A 16,436-nucleotide genomic window follows, 5' to 3' on the forward strand; every position below is an offset into this window, starting at 1 on the left:
CGGGCCGGTCAGCCGGTGACGGCCTCCGCCGCGCTCCGGCGGACGCGGTCGACGAGGTCGGCCAGCTCCAGGACCGGCGCCGCGTCCACCGGCGCCACCCCGCGGACACCGTCGGCGAAGGCGTCCAGGAGGTTGCGGAACTGGTGGTCCGGCTCCGACACCAGGTCCTCGGTGCCCGCCCCGGTCCGCAGCTCCAGGGTCGGCCGCAGTGTCTCCGGCGGGGTGAAGGCGCGGTCCAGCCGGACGGCGCCCGCCTCCCCCCAGACCGTGTACTCGTTGCGGTAGTGCAGCCCGAACCCGAACCCCACCTGCGCCGTCCCGCCGTCCGGGGCGCGCAGCAGCACCGAGCCGCGCACGTCCACCCCCGTGTCGGCGCCGCGCTCCAGGACCGCGCCGCCCACCCGGAGCCCGTCGCCCCACAGGAACTGCGCCAGCGCCAGCGGGTACACGCCCACGTCCAGGAGCGCCCCACCGCCCAGCGAGGGGTCGTGCCGGATGTCCCCGGGAGCGCGCTCGGGCACCCCGAACTCGCACATGAGCGCGCGCGGGCGCCCGATCGCGCCCTCCGAGACCAGCCGCCTCAGCTCGTGGTGCTGCCGGTGGTACCGGAAGGCGAAGTTCTCCATGACGGTCAGGCCGCGCCGCCCGGCCTCGGCCAGCAGTTCGGCCGACGTGTCGGGGCCGACCGTGAGGGGTTTCTCGGAGAGGACGTGCAGACCCGCCGCCAGGGCGCGCCCGACCCACTCGTGCCTCAGGCCGACGGGCAGCGGCACGTACACGGCGTCGAGGTCGTCCCGCGCGAGGAGATCCGCGTAACCCGTGACCGCCTCGCCGCCGAAGCGGTCCGCGAACCGGCGCGCCTTGGCTGCGTCCCGGCTGGCGACCGCGACGAGCCGCACCGAGGGCGTCGCCGCGACGGACGGCAGGACGCGCCGCCACGCGATGTCGGCGCAGCCGAGCACCCCGAGCCGCACCGGTGCTCCCGTGCTTCCGAGCGTCGAGGACACACGACCTCCCTCGTGTCGGCCGGCTCCCGAGCGCCGGCTGCCGCGGCCCACTCCGGTCGCGCCGCCGCACATACTGCCAGAGCGCGACGGAGGGGGACACCGCCGTACCCGGGCCCGGCCCGCCGGGGGCCGGGCGGTCCCCGTTCCGCCGGAGCGCGCGGGCACCGGCCCCCGCGCGGCGGGGGCTTTCGCGGAACATGCCCTAGTGTGTCCGGCGCCGTGCCGGGGCGCACAGACCCCGGACGGCCGAGATCCGGTGTCCACGGGGGCGGTCGGCGGCGCTTGCGCCCTCCCGCACCGCCCGCCCAGGAGGGGAGAACCACGCATGGAGACGAGTGACGAGGCCGCGGCCGTGCTCGACGCGGTCCGCGCCTACCACCGGTCCAGGCGGACCGAGCGCGAGTTCGTGCCGGGCGTGACGGAGATCTGGCCGTCCGGCGCCGTCCTGGACGAGGACGACCGGGTGGCGCTCGCCGAGGCCGCCCTCGACATGCGCATCGCGGCGGGCCGGAGCGCGCGCCGATTCGAGTCGGTGTTCGCCCGGAGGCTCGGGCGCCGCAAGGCCCACCTGACGAACTCGGGGTCCTCCGCCAACCTGCTGGCGCTGTCGTCCCTGACCTCCCACCTGCTGGAGGACGAGCGCCTGCGCCCCGGCGACGAGGTCGTCACGGTGGCGGCGGGATTCCCCACGACCGTCAACCCCATCCTCCAGAACGGGCTCGTGCCCGTGTTCGTGGACATCGACCTGCGCACGTACAACACGACGGCGGAGCGCGTGGAGAGGGCGATCGGCCCCCGCACCCGGGCGATCATGATCGCCCACGCCCTGGGCAACCCCTTCCAGGCCCGGGAGATCGCGCAGATCGCGGAGGACCGGGGCCTGTTCCTCGTCGAGGACAACTGCGACGCGGTGGGCTCGTACTACGACGGGCAGGTGACGGGGTCCTTCGGCGACCTCTCCACGGTCAGCTTCTACCCGGCCCACCACATCACCATGGGCGAGGGCGGGTGCGTGCTCACGTCCAACCTCCTGCTGGCGCGCGTCGTGGAGTCCATGCGCGACTGGGGCCGCGACTGCTGGTGCGAGCCGGGGGAGAGCGACACCTGCCGGAAGCGCTTCAGTTACCAGCTGGGCACCCTGCCGCAGGGGTACGACCACAAGTACACGTTCTCGCACGTGGGCTACAACCTGAAGGGAACCGACCTCCAGGCCGCGCTCGGCCTCACCCAGCTGGAGAAGCTGGACTCCTTCGGGGAGGCCCGGCGGCGCAACTGGCGCCGGATGCGGGAGGGCCTGGACGGGGTGCCCGGCCTGATCCTCCCGGAGGCCACGCCGGGCAGCGATCCGAGCTGGTTCGGGTTCGTCGTCACCGTCGATCCGGAGGCGCCGTTCGGCAGGGCGGAGCTGGTCCGGTTCCTGGAGTCCCGCAGGATCGGCACCCGGCTGCTCTTCGCGGGAAACCTCACCCGCCACCCCGCCTACCTCGACCGCCCGCACCGGGTGGCGGAGAACCTGGACAACAGCGACATCGCCACCGACCAGACGTTCTGGACCGGGGTCTACCCGGGCCTCACGGACGAGATGATCGACTACGTGGTCTCCTCCATCACCGAGTTCGTCAAGGAGCGGGGCGCTGTCGCCCCCTGACCGGGGCCCCGCCCGCGGTCGCCGAGGGGGCGGCCGGGCGCAGACCCCGACGGGACGCCCCTGCGCGAAGGGCGCGCCGCGCGGTCGGCGGAAGCCCGGCGGCCCCGGCGCGTCCCGCGCCCGGAACGCGCCGGGGCGCGGCTCACGCGGACGGCAGGTGCTCGGGCATCCGGAAGTAGATCATCGGGTTGTCCCTGCTGGTGCGCACCGGCTCCCCCAGGCCCAGCTCCTCCTTGAGCTCCAGGAGCGCCGTGTACGGGGCGGGCGCCCTCCTGCGGGACGGCGTGAAGAAGTCCGTGCCCGTCCTCCGCAGCCACGCCAGCACGACCGCCCCCTCGGTCAGCGGCAGGGCCCGCCTGCCGTGGAAGACGTCGTGGACGCTGACCGGGGTCCCGGGCGCGACCCGGGGGAACAGCTCCGACAGGTACCACCGCGCGAACCGGCCGTTGTGGGCCGCGTCCACGAACAGGTAGCCGATCCCCTCCGGAACCCGGGACATGTTCTCCCGGATGTCGCCCTTGTGGAACTCCCAGCGGCCCAGCGACAGCTCGGAGGGCACGTTCGCCACCACGTTGTCCACGATGTCGAAGGAGTGCAGCGTCCCCGTCCCGTTGTCGCGCAGCGCCGACAGGATCCAGGTCGTGGACCAGCCGTGGAACGTGCCCAGCTCCATCACCGTGTCCGGACGGGTCTCGCGCAGGAGCAGGTAGGTGATCTCCGCTTCCAGGTCGTCGAGCTGCGGGGTCATGCGGTCCCGCGTGGCGCGGTGGAACGCGCGCTGCGCGTCGCGCACCTTCGCCAGCGGGTCGCGGTACTTGCGGTACAGGTCCCCGATCAACGACAGGCCGATGTCCCCCATACCGCTCCCCGGTTCGCTCCGTGTGGGTCCGGTCCTCACCGTATCGACCCGGGGGGCGTCGGGCACCGGAAACAGGGCGCCTTCCCTCCCGGCGGGTCGCGGTCGGCGCCGGCGGGGCCGCACGGCCGACCGACCCGTCCGCGCCCCCGGCGGCCGGGGCCGGGAGCCGTGCCCGGCGGAACTACACGCCGTCCGCGGAGGAGGACCGGGAGTCCACCAGGACCTGGATCCCGTCCAGGACGCGCTCCAGCCCGAACGCGAAGTCGTGCTCGGCCGGGTAGACGGTCCGGTGCTCCCGCCCGACGGAGCTTCCGACGCGGGAGGCCGTCGGATAGTCGCTGTCCCTGATCAGGGAGGCGAGGACCGGGCCGTGGGCGTGCCACCACTGGCCGTCGGTCATGCCCGACGCCCGCTCGGTCTCGCCGACCGCGACGGCCTGGGCGGCGGCGCCCTCCGCATAGCTGTTGACCAGGCTGACCGTGGAGTCCATCTCCCCGTCGGTCAGGCCGAGGCCGTCGACCGCGGAGAGCTCGTACTCGTACTTGGCGACGAGGTTGGGGCCCAGCAGGCGCCCCCGGGAGGCCTGGAGCATCCACGGGTGGCGCAGGAACAGGCGCCAGTTCGCGTGCGCGATGGCGCCCAGCCGGTCCCGCCAGCCGTCGGGCCGTCCGCCGTCCGCGTGCAGGCCCGCGTAGGCGGCGTCGAGCATCAGGTCGATCAGCTCGCCCCGGCCCGGGACGTAGGTGTACAGGGACATCGTGCCGACGCCGAGGCGCTCGGCGACCTTGCGCATGGACAGCGCGGCGAGCCCGTCGGCGTCGGCGAGCCCGGAGGCCACGGACACGATCCGGTCCACGCTCAGGTCGGGCTTGTTGCGCCTGCTGGTGGGCTCCTGGGTACGCCACAGCAAGGCCAGGCTGCGCGCGGGGTCGCCGCTCGTGGTGTGCTGAGTGGACATTGACCGCCCTGCTCTTCCGGTCCGGTGCCCGGTCAGTGTACGGCAGGGCGGTCACGCCGGGTGGCCGCCGGTTGCGGGCAGCCCCCGGGCCCGCGGCACGGGGGGACGGGCTCCCGGTGCGCGGTCCCCGCGAGGGCGGTCAGTCCCGGCCGAGGAAGGCGTCCCTGTGCTCCTCGGCCCACGCCGCGAACCCGCGGGCGGGCCGCCCGGTGACCTCCTCGACGGTGGGCAGGGGCCGGGTTCCCACCTCCGGGGGGTCCGCGGCCAGCCGGGCGGCGAAGCCGATGTACTCCTCGTCGTGGCCCAGGGCGCGCAGCCGCCCGGCCTCCTCCTCGGGGCTGGTCCGGACCAGCGCGATCTCCCGGCCGACCGCCCGGGAGAGCACCGCCACCCGCTCCCCGGGGGTCAGCGCCTCGGGGCCGGTGAGGGGGTAGGCGCGGCCGCCGTGTCCGTCCTCGGTGAGGGCGGTGACCGCCACGGAGGCGATGTCCGCCTCGTGCACCAGGGCGCTGGGGTGGGTGCGGACCTCCCTGACCACGCCCTCCTCCGCGACGGACCCGGCCCAGTCGAGGGTGTTGGCCATGAACTCGACCGGGTGCAGGAGCGTCCAGGAGAGGGGGCTCGCGGCCAGGGCCTCCTCGACGGGACCCGGGTGGAAGTCGCACAGGACCGTCACCCGGCGGACCCCCGCCCGTTCGGCGAGGTCGACGATCTGCGGCGCCGTGACGAGGGGCGCGTAGTCGTCCCCGCCGAACGTGATCAGGTGCAGGCCGACCACCCCCGCCAGGTGGGGGACGAGGCTGTCGGGGTCGGTGAGGTCGCCGCGCACCGCCCGCGCTCCCTCCGGGAGACGGGCGCGACCGGGATCGCGGGTGAGCGCGCGGACCGGGAGCCCGGAGCCGAGCAGCTGGTCGACGACGTGGCGGCCGACGGTTCCGGTGGCGCCCGCGACGAGGAACGTCATGGCTCTCTCTCCTCCAGTGGGGGGCGGCGGGGGCATGCCCGCCTGTTTCGTATGGCGTACAGTACACCGTACGGAACAGGGTGCGGGAGAGCGGCGGACCACTGGGGCGCGCGGCGGCTCAGGCGGAGGCGGCGGGGCACCCGGCCAGGTGGTCGTCGACCACCCCGACGGCCTGGAGGTAGGAGTACACGATCGTGGTGCCGACGAAGTTGAAGCCGCGCGCCTTGAGGTCCTTGCTGACACGGTCGGACAGCGGGGTGCTCACCGGGACCTGTGACGGCTCGGTGAAGCGGTTGACCACGGGCTCGCCGTCCACCCAGCCCCACAGGTAGGCGGCGAAGCTGCCGTGCTCCTCGCGCACCCGCTCGAAGGAGCGGGCGTTGCGCACCACCGAGGCCACCTTGAGCCGGTTGCGGACGATGCCGGGGTCCGCGAGGAGCCGGTCGGTGTCCTCCTGGCCGTACCCCGCGATCCGGGAGCGGTCGAAGCCGTGCAGCGCGCGGCGGTAGTTCTCGCGCTTGCCGAGCACCGTGGACCAGGAGAGCCCGGCCTGGGCGCCCTCCAGCACGAGCAGCTCGAACAGGTACGCGTCGTCCCGGGACGGCCTGCCCCACTCCTCGTCGTGGTAGGCCTTCATCAGGTCCGGCGCGTTCCGGGCCCAGGCGCAGCGCTGGTCCTGGTCGGGCATGGGTGCTCCTCGGTGTCGACTGCGGTCACCGCATTGTCGCGGAGACCGCCGACCGTCCGGGGCGGGGTCCTTCCCGCCCCGGGCGCGCGGGAGCTCCGCCCGCGGGGAGGCGCGCCGGGGCGTCCGGCGTCCGCGGGCGGCCCCGGAGGGAACCGGCCCGGCGGGTCTATCGTGGAGCGCGGCCACGGCCTTCCCGTGGCCGTCCCCCCCGGTGCGCGCGGGAGCGCGCGGGAAACGGAGTCCGAACCCCATGGACGTCATCGCCGTACCGGACGAGGCCGCCCGGCTCCTGGCCGACGTCGGGGCGCCGCCCCGCCTGGTGGCGCACGGTGACCTCGTCCACGGAGCGGCGGTCGCGCTGCTCGCGTGGCTGGCCGACCGCCACCCCGGCCTGCCGGTGGACGCCGGGGCCGTCCGCTTCGGCGCCGCCGTGCACGACATCGGCAAGACCGGGCATCCCGGGGAGCTGACCGGGCCGGGGCGCCTGCACGAGGCGGCGGGGGAGCGGCTGCTGCTGTCCCGCGGCGTGCCCGCGCGTCTGGCCGGGTTCTGCGCCACCCACGGGGACTGGTCCGCCGAGGGCCGGACGCTGGAGGACCTGCTGGTCAGCCTCTCCGACAAGATCTGGAAGGGCGCTCGCGTCGAGGGGCTGGAGCTCCTCGTCACCCGACGGTTGGCGGAGGCTGCGGAGTTGCCCGCCTGGGAGGTCTTCGCGTCCCTGGACGACGTGCTCCGGGAACTGGCCGACGGCGCGGACGCCCGGCTGGCACACCAGGCCCGCCACGCGGTGGCCCCGCCCGGCACCGGGGGATAGGGCACTCCGGCGCGCTCCGCCCGCCGCCGACCACGCCGCGGCGGCGGGGGCCGGGCACCTCCGGCGGGCGGCTCCCGCCCCTTCGGCGGGTGTCCGCCCGCCCGTGCCCGGGGGCGCGGGGCCCGGAGAACCGGCCGGCCGGGAGGGGCGGCCGAGGCCGCCCGCCGTGCGCCTCACCCCGTGAGGAATGATCTCCGGCGCCCTTGTGTTCTCTGGACCGTAGTACGTACAGTACGGCGTACGGTAAAGGGGATCGGCTGTCGGAGAGGAGATCACCGTGGAGACGACCGGGGGCGCGGTCACCGCGCGGGGCCTGGGGAAGCGCTACGGACGGAGCTGGGCGCTGAGGGGGTTCGACCTCCATGTGCCCGTCGGCAGCGTGTGCGGGCTGCTCGGCCCCAACGGGGCGGGCAAGACCACCGCCGTGCGCGTGCTCACCACGCTGCTGCGCGCCGACGAGGGCACGGCGAGCGTCGCCGGACACGACGTGGCCGCCCACGGGGACCGGGTGCGCCGGAGTATCGGGCTGGTGGGACAGAACGCGGCCGTCGACGAGGTGTTGAGCGGGCGCCAGAACCTGGAGATGTTCGGCCGCCTCCACCACCTGGGCTCCCGGCGGGCCGCCGCGCGCGCGGACGAGCTGCTGGAGCGGTTCCGCCTGGCCGACACGGGGAGGAAGCCGGTCGGCGCCTACTCCGGCGGCATGAGGCGCCGCCTCGACCTGGCCGCGAGCATGATCCTGGCACCGCCCGTGCTGTTCCTGGACGAGCCCACCACCGGACTCGACCCGCGCAGCCGCGACGAGGTGTGGGGCGCGGTCCGCGAGCTGGTCGCGGGCGGCACGACCGTCCTGCTCACGACCCAGTACCTGGAGGAGGCGGACCGGCTCGCCGACCGGATCTCCGTGGTCTCCTCCGGCCGGGTCGTCGCCGAGGGCACCCCCGGGGAGCTCAAGTCCCGGCTCGGCGGCGACCGCCTCGACCTGGTGGTCCGCGACCCGGCGGCGCTCGCCGGGGCGGCCGGCATCGTGCGGCGGGTCGTCGGCGCGGAGCCGGACACCGACGTGGAGAACCGCCGGGTCGGCGTCGGCGTGGAGGACCGGGTCGCGGCGCTCACCGAGGTGGTGCGGGCCCTGGAGGAACAGCGGATCGGCGTGGAGGACGTCGTCCTGCGCCGCCCCACCCTGGACGAGGTGTTCCTGCACCTCACGGAGGCCGAGGAGGAGACCACACGATGAACGCGACCGCCGCTCCGTCCGCTCCGTCCGCCGCAGGCCCCGCCCACGGGGAGGCCGGCGGATTCGCCGCCCGCGTCCGCTGGGCGGTCGCGGACGGGTGGACCATCACCCGGCGCGACGTCCTCCACTGGCTGCGCCGTCCCGGACAGCTCGTCGCGGGGCTGCTCTTCCCCGTCATGATGCTGCTGATGTTCGGGTTCCTGTTCGGCGGGGCGATGACCGTGCCCGGCGGCGGGGACTACCGCGAGTTCCTGATGCCCGGCATGTTCGCCATGACCATGGTCTTCGGCGTGGGCGAGACGGTCACCGCCGTCTCCCACGACATGGCGCGCGGCGTCACCGACCGTTTCCGCTCCATGCCCATGGCGCCGTCCGCCGTCGTGGTGGGGCGCTGCGCGGCCGACATGCTCAGGTCCGCGATCACGCTGGCGATCCTCCTCGGCTGCGGCCTGCTGGCGGGGTGGCAGTGGAACGGCACCGGGGGCGAGGCCGCGGCGGCGGTCGGCCTGCTCCTGCTGCTGCGCTTCTCCCTGGTGTGGCTCGGCATCTACGTGGGCCTGGCCGTCCGGGGGGAGGGGGCGGTCACGGCCGTGCACACCCTGGAGTTCCCGCTGGGGTTCCTGTCCAACGCGTTCGCGGCCACCGCGACCATGCCCCTGTGGCTGGGGACGGTCGCGGACTGGAATCCGCTGTCCTCCACCGTCACCGCCACCCGCGAACTGTTCGGCAACCCGGGCTGGGGCGGTGAGACCTGGATCGCGCAGAACGCGCTGCTCATGGCGGTGGTGTGGCCGCTGGCCATCGTCGCGGTCTTCTTCCCGCTCTGCGTCCGGCGGTACCGCGACATGGCCGGGTAGCCGGGGCCGCGCCACGGCGGGGAGGCCCGGCGGCCGGACACCGGATCGGCCGCCGGGTCACCCGTACCGGCCCGCCCGCCGGTGGGCCGCGTCGTACAGGGCGAGGTACCGGCGTGCCCTCGCCTGCCCGGCACTCGCGAGGGGGTGCAGGCACAGGAAGCCGATGAACATGAGGACGGTGTGCACACCGGTCGCGAGGCCGTTCAGGTCCTCCTCCAGGAGGGACCGGACGGTCCCGTAGAGACCGACCGAGACCACGAGCGCGCCGCACACGACCGACACGGTGACGACGGCGGACCGGAACGGCGGAGGCAGGAAGGCGGCTTGTGCGAGAAGCGCGTCCGACACCGCCCGTGCGACCTGGTCGGTGCGGGCGTCGGAGCCGATCAGCCCGTGCCGGACGAGGGCCTGTGCGGCGCGCAGGTCCTCCGGCGTCGTCCACGGGGGGATCCGATCCGGTGGCGGCCAATGGTTCACCATGGTGTACACCAGGGCCGACCCCATGAGCGGCGGGACGGCCACCAGGGCGAGGACGCCGACCGTGTCGGCCCAGGCCTGGACGGTCCGGGCCCAGGCCATGCCTCTGAACAGGCCGAAGGGACCCTCCGCCTCGGCGGCGACGATCATCGTCGCGCCGTTCCCCACCATGACGGCGAGGGCCGCACCCAACAGGACGAACCCGATGACGCGCCGCCGCCGGTACGCCCGGGCGTAGCTCCCGGCGGTCCGGGGCGGGACCCGGCCCGGCTGCGCGGACGGCGGGGGGTGTGGGGGATGGTGCACAGGGGCCTCCGGGGGCGTCTGCGGGGGAGTGCGGCCGGTCCGGAGCCGCGCGTGCCCGGGGCTCGGGAGGGGGAACGGGAGCCGTCCCTCCCCGCCTCGGACGTCCGGGCGGGGACCCCGGTTCCCGGAAACCCCGACGGGACAGCGGTTCCAGGCGGGAGCGTGCGCGCCCCGGGCGGAACCGGTGTGACAGCGCGGGCAGGCCGCGATAGAACGGCACCGGCATTCCCGGCACACGTGTCCATTCCAGGCACACGGACCGCCAGGCCGACGCGCACGAATCACGAGGAGCCCGAGCCTTGACCGACAACCCGTTCTTCGCTCCCAGTGGTCTGCCCTACCAGCTGCCCGACTTCGCGAGCATCCGCGAGGAGCACTTCCTCCCGGCGTTCGAGCGGGGCATGGCCGAACACCTGGCCGAGGTCGACGCGATCGCGAACGATCCCGAGCCCCCGACCTTCGACAACACGCTCGCGGCCCTGGAGCGGTCCGGCAGGACCCTCCGCCGCGTCGAGGCCGTGTTCCGCACCCTGGCCGGCTCGGACGCGACCGACGGCATCAGGGAGATCGAGAAGGAGATCGCCCCGAGGGCCGCCAACCACCGGGACGCGATCTCCCTCCACCGCGCCCTGTGGCGGCGGATCGAGCAGGTCACCGCCTCGGGGCCGGAGGAGACCCGCCTCCTGGAGCGGTACAGGACCGACTTCACCGCCGCGGGGGCCGACCTCACGGAGGAGCAGCAGGCCGGGCTGCGGCAGCTCAACGAGGAGCTCGCCGGCCTCGCCACGGAGTTCGCGCAGAACGTGCTCCGCGCCTCCTCGGAGTCCGCGCTCGTCGTACACGACCCCGCACTGCTCGACGGTCTGGACGAGGCCCAGATCAGGGCGGTCGAGAAGGACGGGGAGTACGTGCTCCCCCTGCTCAACTTCACCGTGCAGCCCGCGCTCGCCCAGCTCACCGACCGCGCCACCCGCGAGCGGCTGTACACCCTCAGCACGGAGCGCGCCCCGGAGAACCTCGGTCCCGCCGCGCGGATCGCCGCGCTGCGGGCCGAGCGGGCCGACCTCCTCGGCCACCCCGACCACGCCTCCCTCAAGGTCTCCGACCAGACGGCGAGGACCGTCGGGGCGGTCGAGGAACGGCTCGGTCAGCTGGTCGGACCCGCCGTCCGCAACGCCGAGAAGGAGGCCGAGGCGCTCGCCGAGCACGCCGGACACCCCGTCGAACCGTGGGACTGGCCCTTCTACGCCGAGAAGGTCCGACTGGCGCGCCACGATTTCGACAAGGGCGCCCTGCGGCCCTACTTCGAGCTGGACCGGGTCTACCGGGACGGGGTCCTCCACGCCGCCACCCTCCTCTACGGCGTCACCTTCGCCGAGCGCACGGACCTGCGCGGCTACCACCCCGACGTGCGCGTGTGGGAGGTGTTCGAGGAGGACGGGACCGGGCTCGGGCTGTTCCTGCTCGACCCCTACGCCCGCCCCACCAAGCGCGGCGGAGCCTGGATGCACAACCTGGTCGACCAGTCGTTCCTCCTGGACGAACGGCCCGTGGTGGTCAACAACCTCAACATCACCAAGCCCGCGTCCGGGCCGACGCTGCTCACCCTCGACGAGGTCCGCACGGCCTTCCACGAGTTCGGCCACACCCTGCACGGCCTGTTCTCGGCGGTGCGCTTCCCCCGCTTCTCGGGCACCGGCGTCCCCCGCGACTTCGTCGAGTTCCCCTCCCAGGCCAACGAGATGTGGGCGCACCGGCCGGAGGTCCTCGCCAATTACGCCAGGCACCACGAGACCGGCGAACCCGTGCCCGCCGAGCTCGTCGAGAGGATGGCCGCGGCCACGCGGTTCAACCAGGGCTTCGCGACCGTCGAGTACCTCGCGGCGGCGCTGCTCGACTGGTCCTGGCACCGCATCGGCGCCGGAGAGGCCGTGGACCCGGCCGCCTTCGAGGAGCGGGCCCTGGAGGCCTGGGGCCTCGGCCTGGCGCAGGTGCGCCCCCGCTACCGCACCGCCTACTTCATGCACGTGTTCTCCAACGACTACAGCGCCGGCTACTACTCGTACGTGTGGAGCGAGGTCCTCGCCGCGGAGGCCGTGGAGTGGTTCACCGCCAACGGCGGCCCCACCCGGGAGAACGGTGAGCGCTTCCGGGAGCGGGTGCTCTCGGTCGGCGGGAGCACCGACCCGATGGAGGCCTTCCGCGGCTTCCTCGGCCGCGAGCCGCGGATGGAGCCCCTGCTGCGCCGCCGCGGCCTGGAATAGGCGGAGGGGACCGGGACCCCCGCCGCGGGGGCCGGAGGCGCCGGGCCGGGGGCTCAGGACGCCGACGGCCCCGGCGGCTCCGGCCGGTCCGGAGGGCCTGCCGAGGGCAGGCGCACCGTGAAGACGGTCCCCTCGCCCCGCACGCTCTCCACCGAGACCGACCCGCCGTGCAGCTCCACCAGGCCGCGCACGATGGCCAGCCCCAGGCCGCTGCCGCCGGTGCGCCTGTTGCGCGACTTGTCCGCGCGCCAGAACCGGTCGAACACGTGCGGGAGGTCCTCCCGTGCGATGCCGACCCCCGTGTCCTCCACCTCCACGACGACGTCGCCGCCGGAGCCGTCCCGGGGCGGCCCGCCCGCCGGGCCCGCGATCCCGTCCGCGCGCCGCACCCGGACGGCGACCGTCCCGGGGGCCGGGGTGTGCCGCAGCGCGTTGCCCACCAGGTTCCCGACCATCTGGCGCAGCCGGGTCCGGTCGACCACGGCCACCGCGTCCTCCACCTCCACGACCAGCCGCAGCCCCGCCGTCTCCGCCCGCAGGCGCTGGCCGTCCACCACCTGCGCCGCCAGGGCGCCCACGTCGACCGGCTCCGGGGACAGCCGCAGCTTCCCCGCGTCCGCCAGCGCCAGGTCCTGGAGGTCGTCGATGATGTCCTGGAGCAGGAGCGTCTCGCCGACCAGCATCCCCATGCGCTCCCGGTCCAGGTCCGCGACCCCGTCCTGGGCGGCCTCCAGCCAGCCCCGCAGGTTGCTCAGCGGTGTCCGCAGCTCGTGGGAGACGTCGCTGACCATCGCCTTGCGCTGGTCCTCCAACCGCGCCAGGTGCTCCGACATCTCGTTGAACGCGGCCGCGAGCTGCCCGATCTCCCCCGAGTCGCTCACCTCGACCCGCGCCGTCCCCTGCCCGGCGCGCATGCGCCGCACGGCGTCGGTCAGCGCGCGGACCGGGCGGACGAGGCGGGTCGACACGGCCACGCTCACCACCACCGTCAGCACCAGTACCAGCAGCACCACCCCGGCGACGCGCAGGAGGCCCTCGCGGGACAGGGACAGGCCGGTCTCCGGCTCCTCCGACGGGTCGTCGATGAACAGCAGCGCGGCGGGGGCCACGTAGGGATCGAGCTGTTCGCGGACACCGGAGTCGAGGCAGGCGGAGGTGCGCGCGTCGAACCTCGGGGGCGCGGGAGGGGACGGCTCCTCGGACGGCGGCGAGGCCACGGGGTCGGGGGCAGGGGAGGGCGCCGGGGCCTCCTGGCCCGGGGCGATCGGCGCCTCCGGGAGCCCGGGCGGAGCCGGCTCCTCCACGGGCGCCTCGACCGATTCGCCGTCGGCGGGCTCCTCGCTCGGAACGGCGGGCACGCCCGGGTCGGTCCCGGAGTCCCCGGGCCGCTCCTCCACCGGTTCCCGGGGGGCGCGCGCCTCGTCCGCCGCCGGCGGGGCCCCGTCCCCCACGGGCTCGGCCACCGGGACCCCGGCGGCGCCGTCCATGCGGAACTCCGCCCCGGGCAGCCCGCCCTCCCCGAGGTCGAGGCAGGAGGCGACCAGGCGGTTCAACTCCGCCAGGGCCTCCCGCTCGCTCCCGGTCGGCTCGTCCAGCGCGTCGAGCCCGCAGTCGGACCACACGGCGTCGTCCACCGGGTCCCCGGTCACGGCGGGCCGACCGCTCGGGCCGGCCTCCACCTCCGCGGCCAGCCCGTACACCCCGCTCAGGCAGGCCGCGCCCGACTCCGCGACCTCCAGCAGCCGGGACCGGTCCTCCCGGGGCAGGGCGAACGGTCCCACCGCGCGCGGGTCGATGCGCCCCGCGAGGTCGGACGCCAGCGTGACGTCCACCGCCAGCGGGTCGATCACCGAGGACGTGCGGTGGGGGAGCGGCCGTTCACCGCCCGCCGAATCCGCCAGCAGGCCGTGGCTCTCGGTCGTCAGGGCGATCCGCCGCCCCGTCTCGTCCGCCAGCTCCTCCACCGTCGACCCCACCCCGTCCCACGCGGGGTGGGTGGCCGCGTACGCGACGAGGGTGTCGTGGATGCGGGTGTCCACCGCCAGGGTCTCGCCCTGCTGGACGCTGATCGACTCCGACGTCCCCTGCACCGCCAGCCAGGCCGTCGCGGTGATCGAGCAGACCGCCACCAGCACCGAACTGGCCAGGAGGCGCGCCAGCAGGCTGTGCCGCAGGGCTCCCCCGGCCCGGGGACGCGCCCGGCGGCCGCGGGCCCGCGGGGCGTCCCTATCCCGGCGACGTGCCATCGCCGGCCCCGACGAGCTTGTAGCCGACGCCGTAGACCGTGACCAGCCGCACCGGCTTGCGGGGGTTCGGCTCCAGCTTCTTCCTCAGGTTCTTCACGTGGACGTCGATCGTGCGCTCGGTGATGAACCGGCTCATGCCGTGGATGTACTCCAGCAGCTGGGCCCGGGTGAGGACCCGCCCCGGCCGGGCGGCCAGCGCGGCGAGCAGTTGGAACTCGGCCGGCGTGCACTCCACCGGCTCGCCGTCCACCCGCACGGCGTGCCGTGACGGGTCCACCGCGACCGGGCCCGCGCGCAGCACCCGGTCCGGACCGTCGGGGTCCCGCCGCGACCGGCGCAGCAGCGTGCGCACCCGCGCCATCAGCTCACGCGGGCTGTAGGGCTTGGTCACGTAGTCGTCCGCGCCCAGGTCCAGGCCGGTCAGCAGGTCCTCCTCGGTGGAGCGCGCGGTGAGCATCAGCACCGCGACGTCCGACTCCGCGCGGAGCGTGCGGCACGCCTCGAGGCCGCTCATGACCGGCATCATCACGTCCAGGACGACCAGGTCGGGCCGCTCGCGGTGGTGCTCCTCGACCGCGGCGCGCCCGTCGTGCACCACGCGGACGAAGTGGCCCTCGTGCTCCAGGTAGCGACGGATCAGGTCGGCCTGGTTCACGTCGTCCTCCGCGACCAGCACATGCGCGCACACGGCGACCTCCGCTCGGCTCGGTTGGCGGCCGGTCCCGGGGCCGGCCGCGGCTCGATCGTACGTGTCCCCCACCGGCCCCGGACCGGCGGTTCCGGGCCGCCCCAGGTCACCACACAGGAGACACACGACGGGCACACGGGTTCTTCACATCCGTCCGCGATTCTTCGATTCCGTCCGGCAGGGAAACGGTCCGCCGGACGTCTCCCCGAACGAAGCCGGACGGATTCCATGCGTCGATCCACGCCGCCCCGACGAACCACCGGGGCCCTGCCGTCACTCGCGGCCGCCGCGGCCCTGGCCGCTCTCACGGCCTGCTCGTCCGCACCCGCGTCCGAGGACGCACCCGGGACCGGGGAACCGGCCGCCGGGGCGAGCGGGGACGCCGGCGCCGAGGCGGTCGAGATCGCCACGGTCGTCGGCGGGGAGGTCGACGTCCACGCCGAGAAGGAGGACGCGGAGGCGTCGCAGACCCTCACGAGCCCCAACGACTTCGGGGTGGACCGCACGTTCCTCGTCGAACGGAACGAGGGCGAGTGGCTGGAGGTGCTCCTCCCGGTCCGGCCCAACGGTTCCACGGGCTGGATCAGGAGCGACGAGGTGGAGCTGTCCACCACCGCGTTCCGCGTCGAGATCGACACGGAGGCCTTCGAGTTCACCGTCCACGACGGAGAGGAGGAGGTGCGCGCCGGGGTGATCGGCACGGGGGCGAACGAGACCCCCACCCCGCCCGGCCGCTACTACTTCACCGAGCTGCTCCGCCCCCCGGACCCGGACGGCGACTACGGCGTCTACGCCTTCGGGCTGAGCGGCTTCTCCGAGACGCTGGAGACCTTCGCGGGCGGCCCCGGCCAGCTCGCGGTGCACGGCACCGACGACGAGGACGCCCTGGGACGCCAGGTCAGCCACGGGTGCATCCGGGTCTCCAACGACGACATCACGTGGATGGCGGAGAACCTGCCGATCGGCACGCCGGTCGAGATCTCCGGCTGACCCCCGGCCCCGGACCGCCGCGCGGGGCGGTACCCCGCACACACCGAACGACCAGAAGGACCCACCATGCGTCTGAAGACCAGCCTGTTCGCCGCCGGCATCGCGGCGTTCGCCCTGTTCGGCGCCGCCCCGGCGTTCGCCGCCGACGAGCCGGCCGTCCCGCCCTCCCAGAGCGACTGCCCGGCGGTGCCCGTCCCGGCCGATCCCGCCGAGGGCGTGGTCGCCCCCGAGGAGGGCGTGGTCGCCCCCGAGGAGGGCGGGGCCGGCCTGCCGGGGGGGTGCGCCGAGCCCGAGCCCGGTGTGGAGGCCCCCTCCGAGGAGCCGAGCCCGGGCGAGGGGGCCTCCGTCGAGCCGGACCCGGTCGCGCCCGAGGCCGCCCCCGCGCCTCCGGTCGAGCAGGACCCGAACTACACGGGCTGACCCCCGTCGGGGC

The 16,436-nt window shown here is 74.8% G+C and carries 15 protein-coding genes; 7 read left to right on the forward strand and 8 right to left on the reverse strand.

The window, feature by feature from the left end; all coding sequences use genetic code 11:
* Positions 1-8: 8 nt before the first annotated feature.
* Positions 9-1,007 (reverse strand): Gfo/Idh/MocA family protein, encoded by a 999-nt coding sequence (locus ACWGL3_RS06895; protein ID WP_267947199.1) that lies wholly within the window; start codon positions 1,005-1,007, stop codon positions 9-11.
* A 325-nt stretch (positions 1,008-1,332) separates the two neighbouring features.
* Here ACWGL3_RS06895 and rfbH point away from each other — a divergent pair, with 325 nt between their 5' ends.
* Positions 1,333-2,655, forward strand: a complete 1,323-nt coding sequence (gene rfbH, locus ACWGL3_RS06900) for a lipopolysaccharide biosynthesis protein RfbH (RefSeq protein WP_267947198.1) — start codon at positions 1,333-1,335, stop codon at positions 2,653-2,655.
* A gap of 142 nt (positions 2,656-2,797) precedes the next feature.
* Here rfbH and ACWGL3_RS06905 read toward each other — a convergent pair whose 3' ends face one another.
* The 4 genes from ACWGL3_RS06905 to ACWGL3_RS06920 all read right to left on the reverse strand — a co-directional run bounded on the left by ACWGL3_RS06905 (position 2,798) and on the right by ACWGL3_RS06920 (position 6,124).
* Positions 2,798-3,514 carry a class I SAM-dependent methyltransferase gene (locus ACWGL3_RS06905; RefSeq protein ID WP_267947197.1) on the reverse strand — a complete coding sequence of 239 codons (717 nt, stop codon included), beginning with the start codon at positions 3,512-3,514 and terminating at the stop codon, positions 2,798-2,800.
* A 181-nt stretch (positions 3,515-3,695) separates the two neighbouring features.
* On the reverse strand, positions 3,696-4,472 hold the full coding sequence (locus tag ACWGL3_RS06910) for a TetR/AcrR family transcriptional regulator (protein ID WP_452461003.1): 777 nt from the start codon (positions 4,470-4,472) through the stop codon (positions 3,696-3,698).
* 139 nt (positions 4,473-4,611) lie between these two features.
* Positions 4,612-5,436: an SDR family oxidoreductase gene (locus tag ACWGL3_RS06915; RefSeq protein ID WP_452461004.1), complete on the reverse strand. Its 825-nt coding sequence runs from the start codon at positions 5,434-5,436 to the stop codon at positions 4,612-4,614.
* Positions 5,437-5,554: 118 nt separating this feature from the next.
* Entirely contained in the window at positions 5,555-6,124 is a 570-nt protein-coding gene (locus ACWGL3_RS06920; RefSeq protein ID WP_267947194.1) for a DNA-3-methyladenine glycosylase I, read from the reverse strand.
* A 250-nt stretch (positions 6,125-6,374) separates the two neighbouring features.
* Here ACWGL3_RS06920 and ACWGL3_RS06925 point away from each other — a divergent pair, with 250 nt between their 5' ends.
* The 3 genes from ACWGL3_RS06925 to ACWGL3_RS06935 all read left to right on the forward strand — a co-directional run bounded on the left by ACWGL3_RS06925 (position 6,375) and on the right by ACWGL3_RS06935 (position 9,032).
* Positions 6,375-6,938, forward strand: coding sequence for an HD domain-containing protein (locus ACWGL3_RS06925; protein ID WP_267947193.1), 564 nt, complete (start codon positions 6,375-6,377; stop codon positions 6,936-6,938).
* A 277-nt stretch (positions 6,939-7,215) separates the two neighbouring features.
* A complete protein-coding gene (locus ACWGL3_RS06930; protein WP_267947192.1) occupies positions 7,216-8,175 on the forward strand; it encodes an ATP-binding cassette domain-containing protein in 960 nt (319 codons plus the stop codon).
* Positions 8,172-9,032: an ABC transporter permease gene (locus ACWGL3_RS06935; RefSeq protein WP_267947191.1), complete on the forward strand. Its 861-nt coding sequence runs from the start codon at positions 8,172-8,174 to the stop codon at positions 9,030-9,032. The genes ACWGL3_RS06930 and ACWGL3_RS06935 overlap by 4 nt, the downstream gene beginning before the upstream one ends.
* Before the next feature lie 57 nt (positions 9,033-9,089).
* Here the strand turns inward: ACWGL3_RS06935 and ACWGL3_RS06940 are convergent, their stop codons facing one another.
* On the reverse strand, positions 9,090-9,815 hold the full coding sequence (locus ACWGL3_RS06940; protein WP_267947190.1) for a hypothetical protein: 726 nt from the start codon (positions 9,813-9,815) through the stop codon (positions 9,090-9,092).
* A 299-nt stretch (positions 9,816-10,114) separates the two neighbouring features.
* Between ACWGL3_RS06940 and ACWGL3_RS06945 the strand changes: the two genes are divergently transcribed.
* On the forward strand, positions 10,115-12,079 hold the full coding sequence (locus ACWGL3_RS06945; protein WP_267947189.1) for a M3 family metallopeptidase: 1,965 nt from the start codon (positions 10,115-10,117) through the stop codon (positions 12,077-12,079).
* A 53-nt stretch (positions 12,080-12,132) separates the two neighbouring features.
* Here ACWGL3_RS06945 and ACWGL3_RS06950 read toward each other — a convergent pair whose 3' ends face one another.
* Together ACWGL3_RS06950 and ACWGL3_RS06955 are read right to left on the reverse strand one after the other, a co-directional pair.
* On the reverse strand, positions 12,133-14,325 hold the full coding sequence (locus tag ACWGL3_RS06950) for an ATP-binding protein (protein ID WP_267947188.1): 2,193 nt from the start codon (positions 14,323-14,325) through the stop codon (positions 12,133-12,135).
* Positions 14,306-15,013, reverse strand: coding sequence for a response regulator transcription factor (locus ACWGL3_RS06955; RefSeq protein ID WP_267947187.1), 708 nt, complete (start codon positions 15,011-15,013; stop codon positions 14,306-14,308). Before ACWGL3_RS06955 ends, ACWGL3_RS06950 begins: the two co-directional genes overlap by 20 nt.
* Before the next feature lie 228 nt (positions 15,014-15,241).
* Between ACWGL3_RS06955 and ACWGL3_RS06960 the strand changes: the two genes are divergently transcribed.
* Together ACWGL3_RS06960 and ACWGL3_RS06965 are read left to right on the forward strand one after the other, a co-directional pair.
* Entirely contained in the window at positions 15,242-16,003 is a 762-nt protein-coding gene (locus tag ACWGL3_RS06960) for a L,D-transpeptidase (RefSeq protein ID WP_267947186.1), read from the forward strand.
* Positions 16,004-16,069: 66 nt separating this feature from the next.
* Complete coding sequence (locus ACWGL3_RS06965; protein WP_452461005.1) at positions 16,070-16,423, forward strand: hypothetical protein; 354 nt, start codon at positions 16,070-16,072, stop codon at positions 16,421-16,423.
* The last annotated feature ends 13 nt before the right edge of the window (positions 16,424-16,436 follow it).

Source organism: Nocardiopsis sp. NPDC055824 (assembly GCF_053616335.1).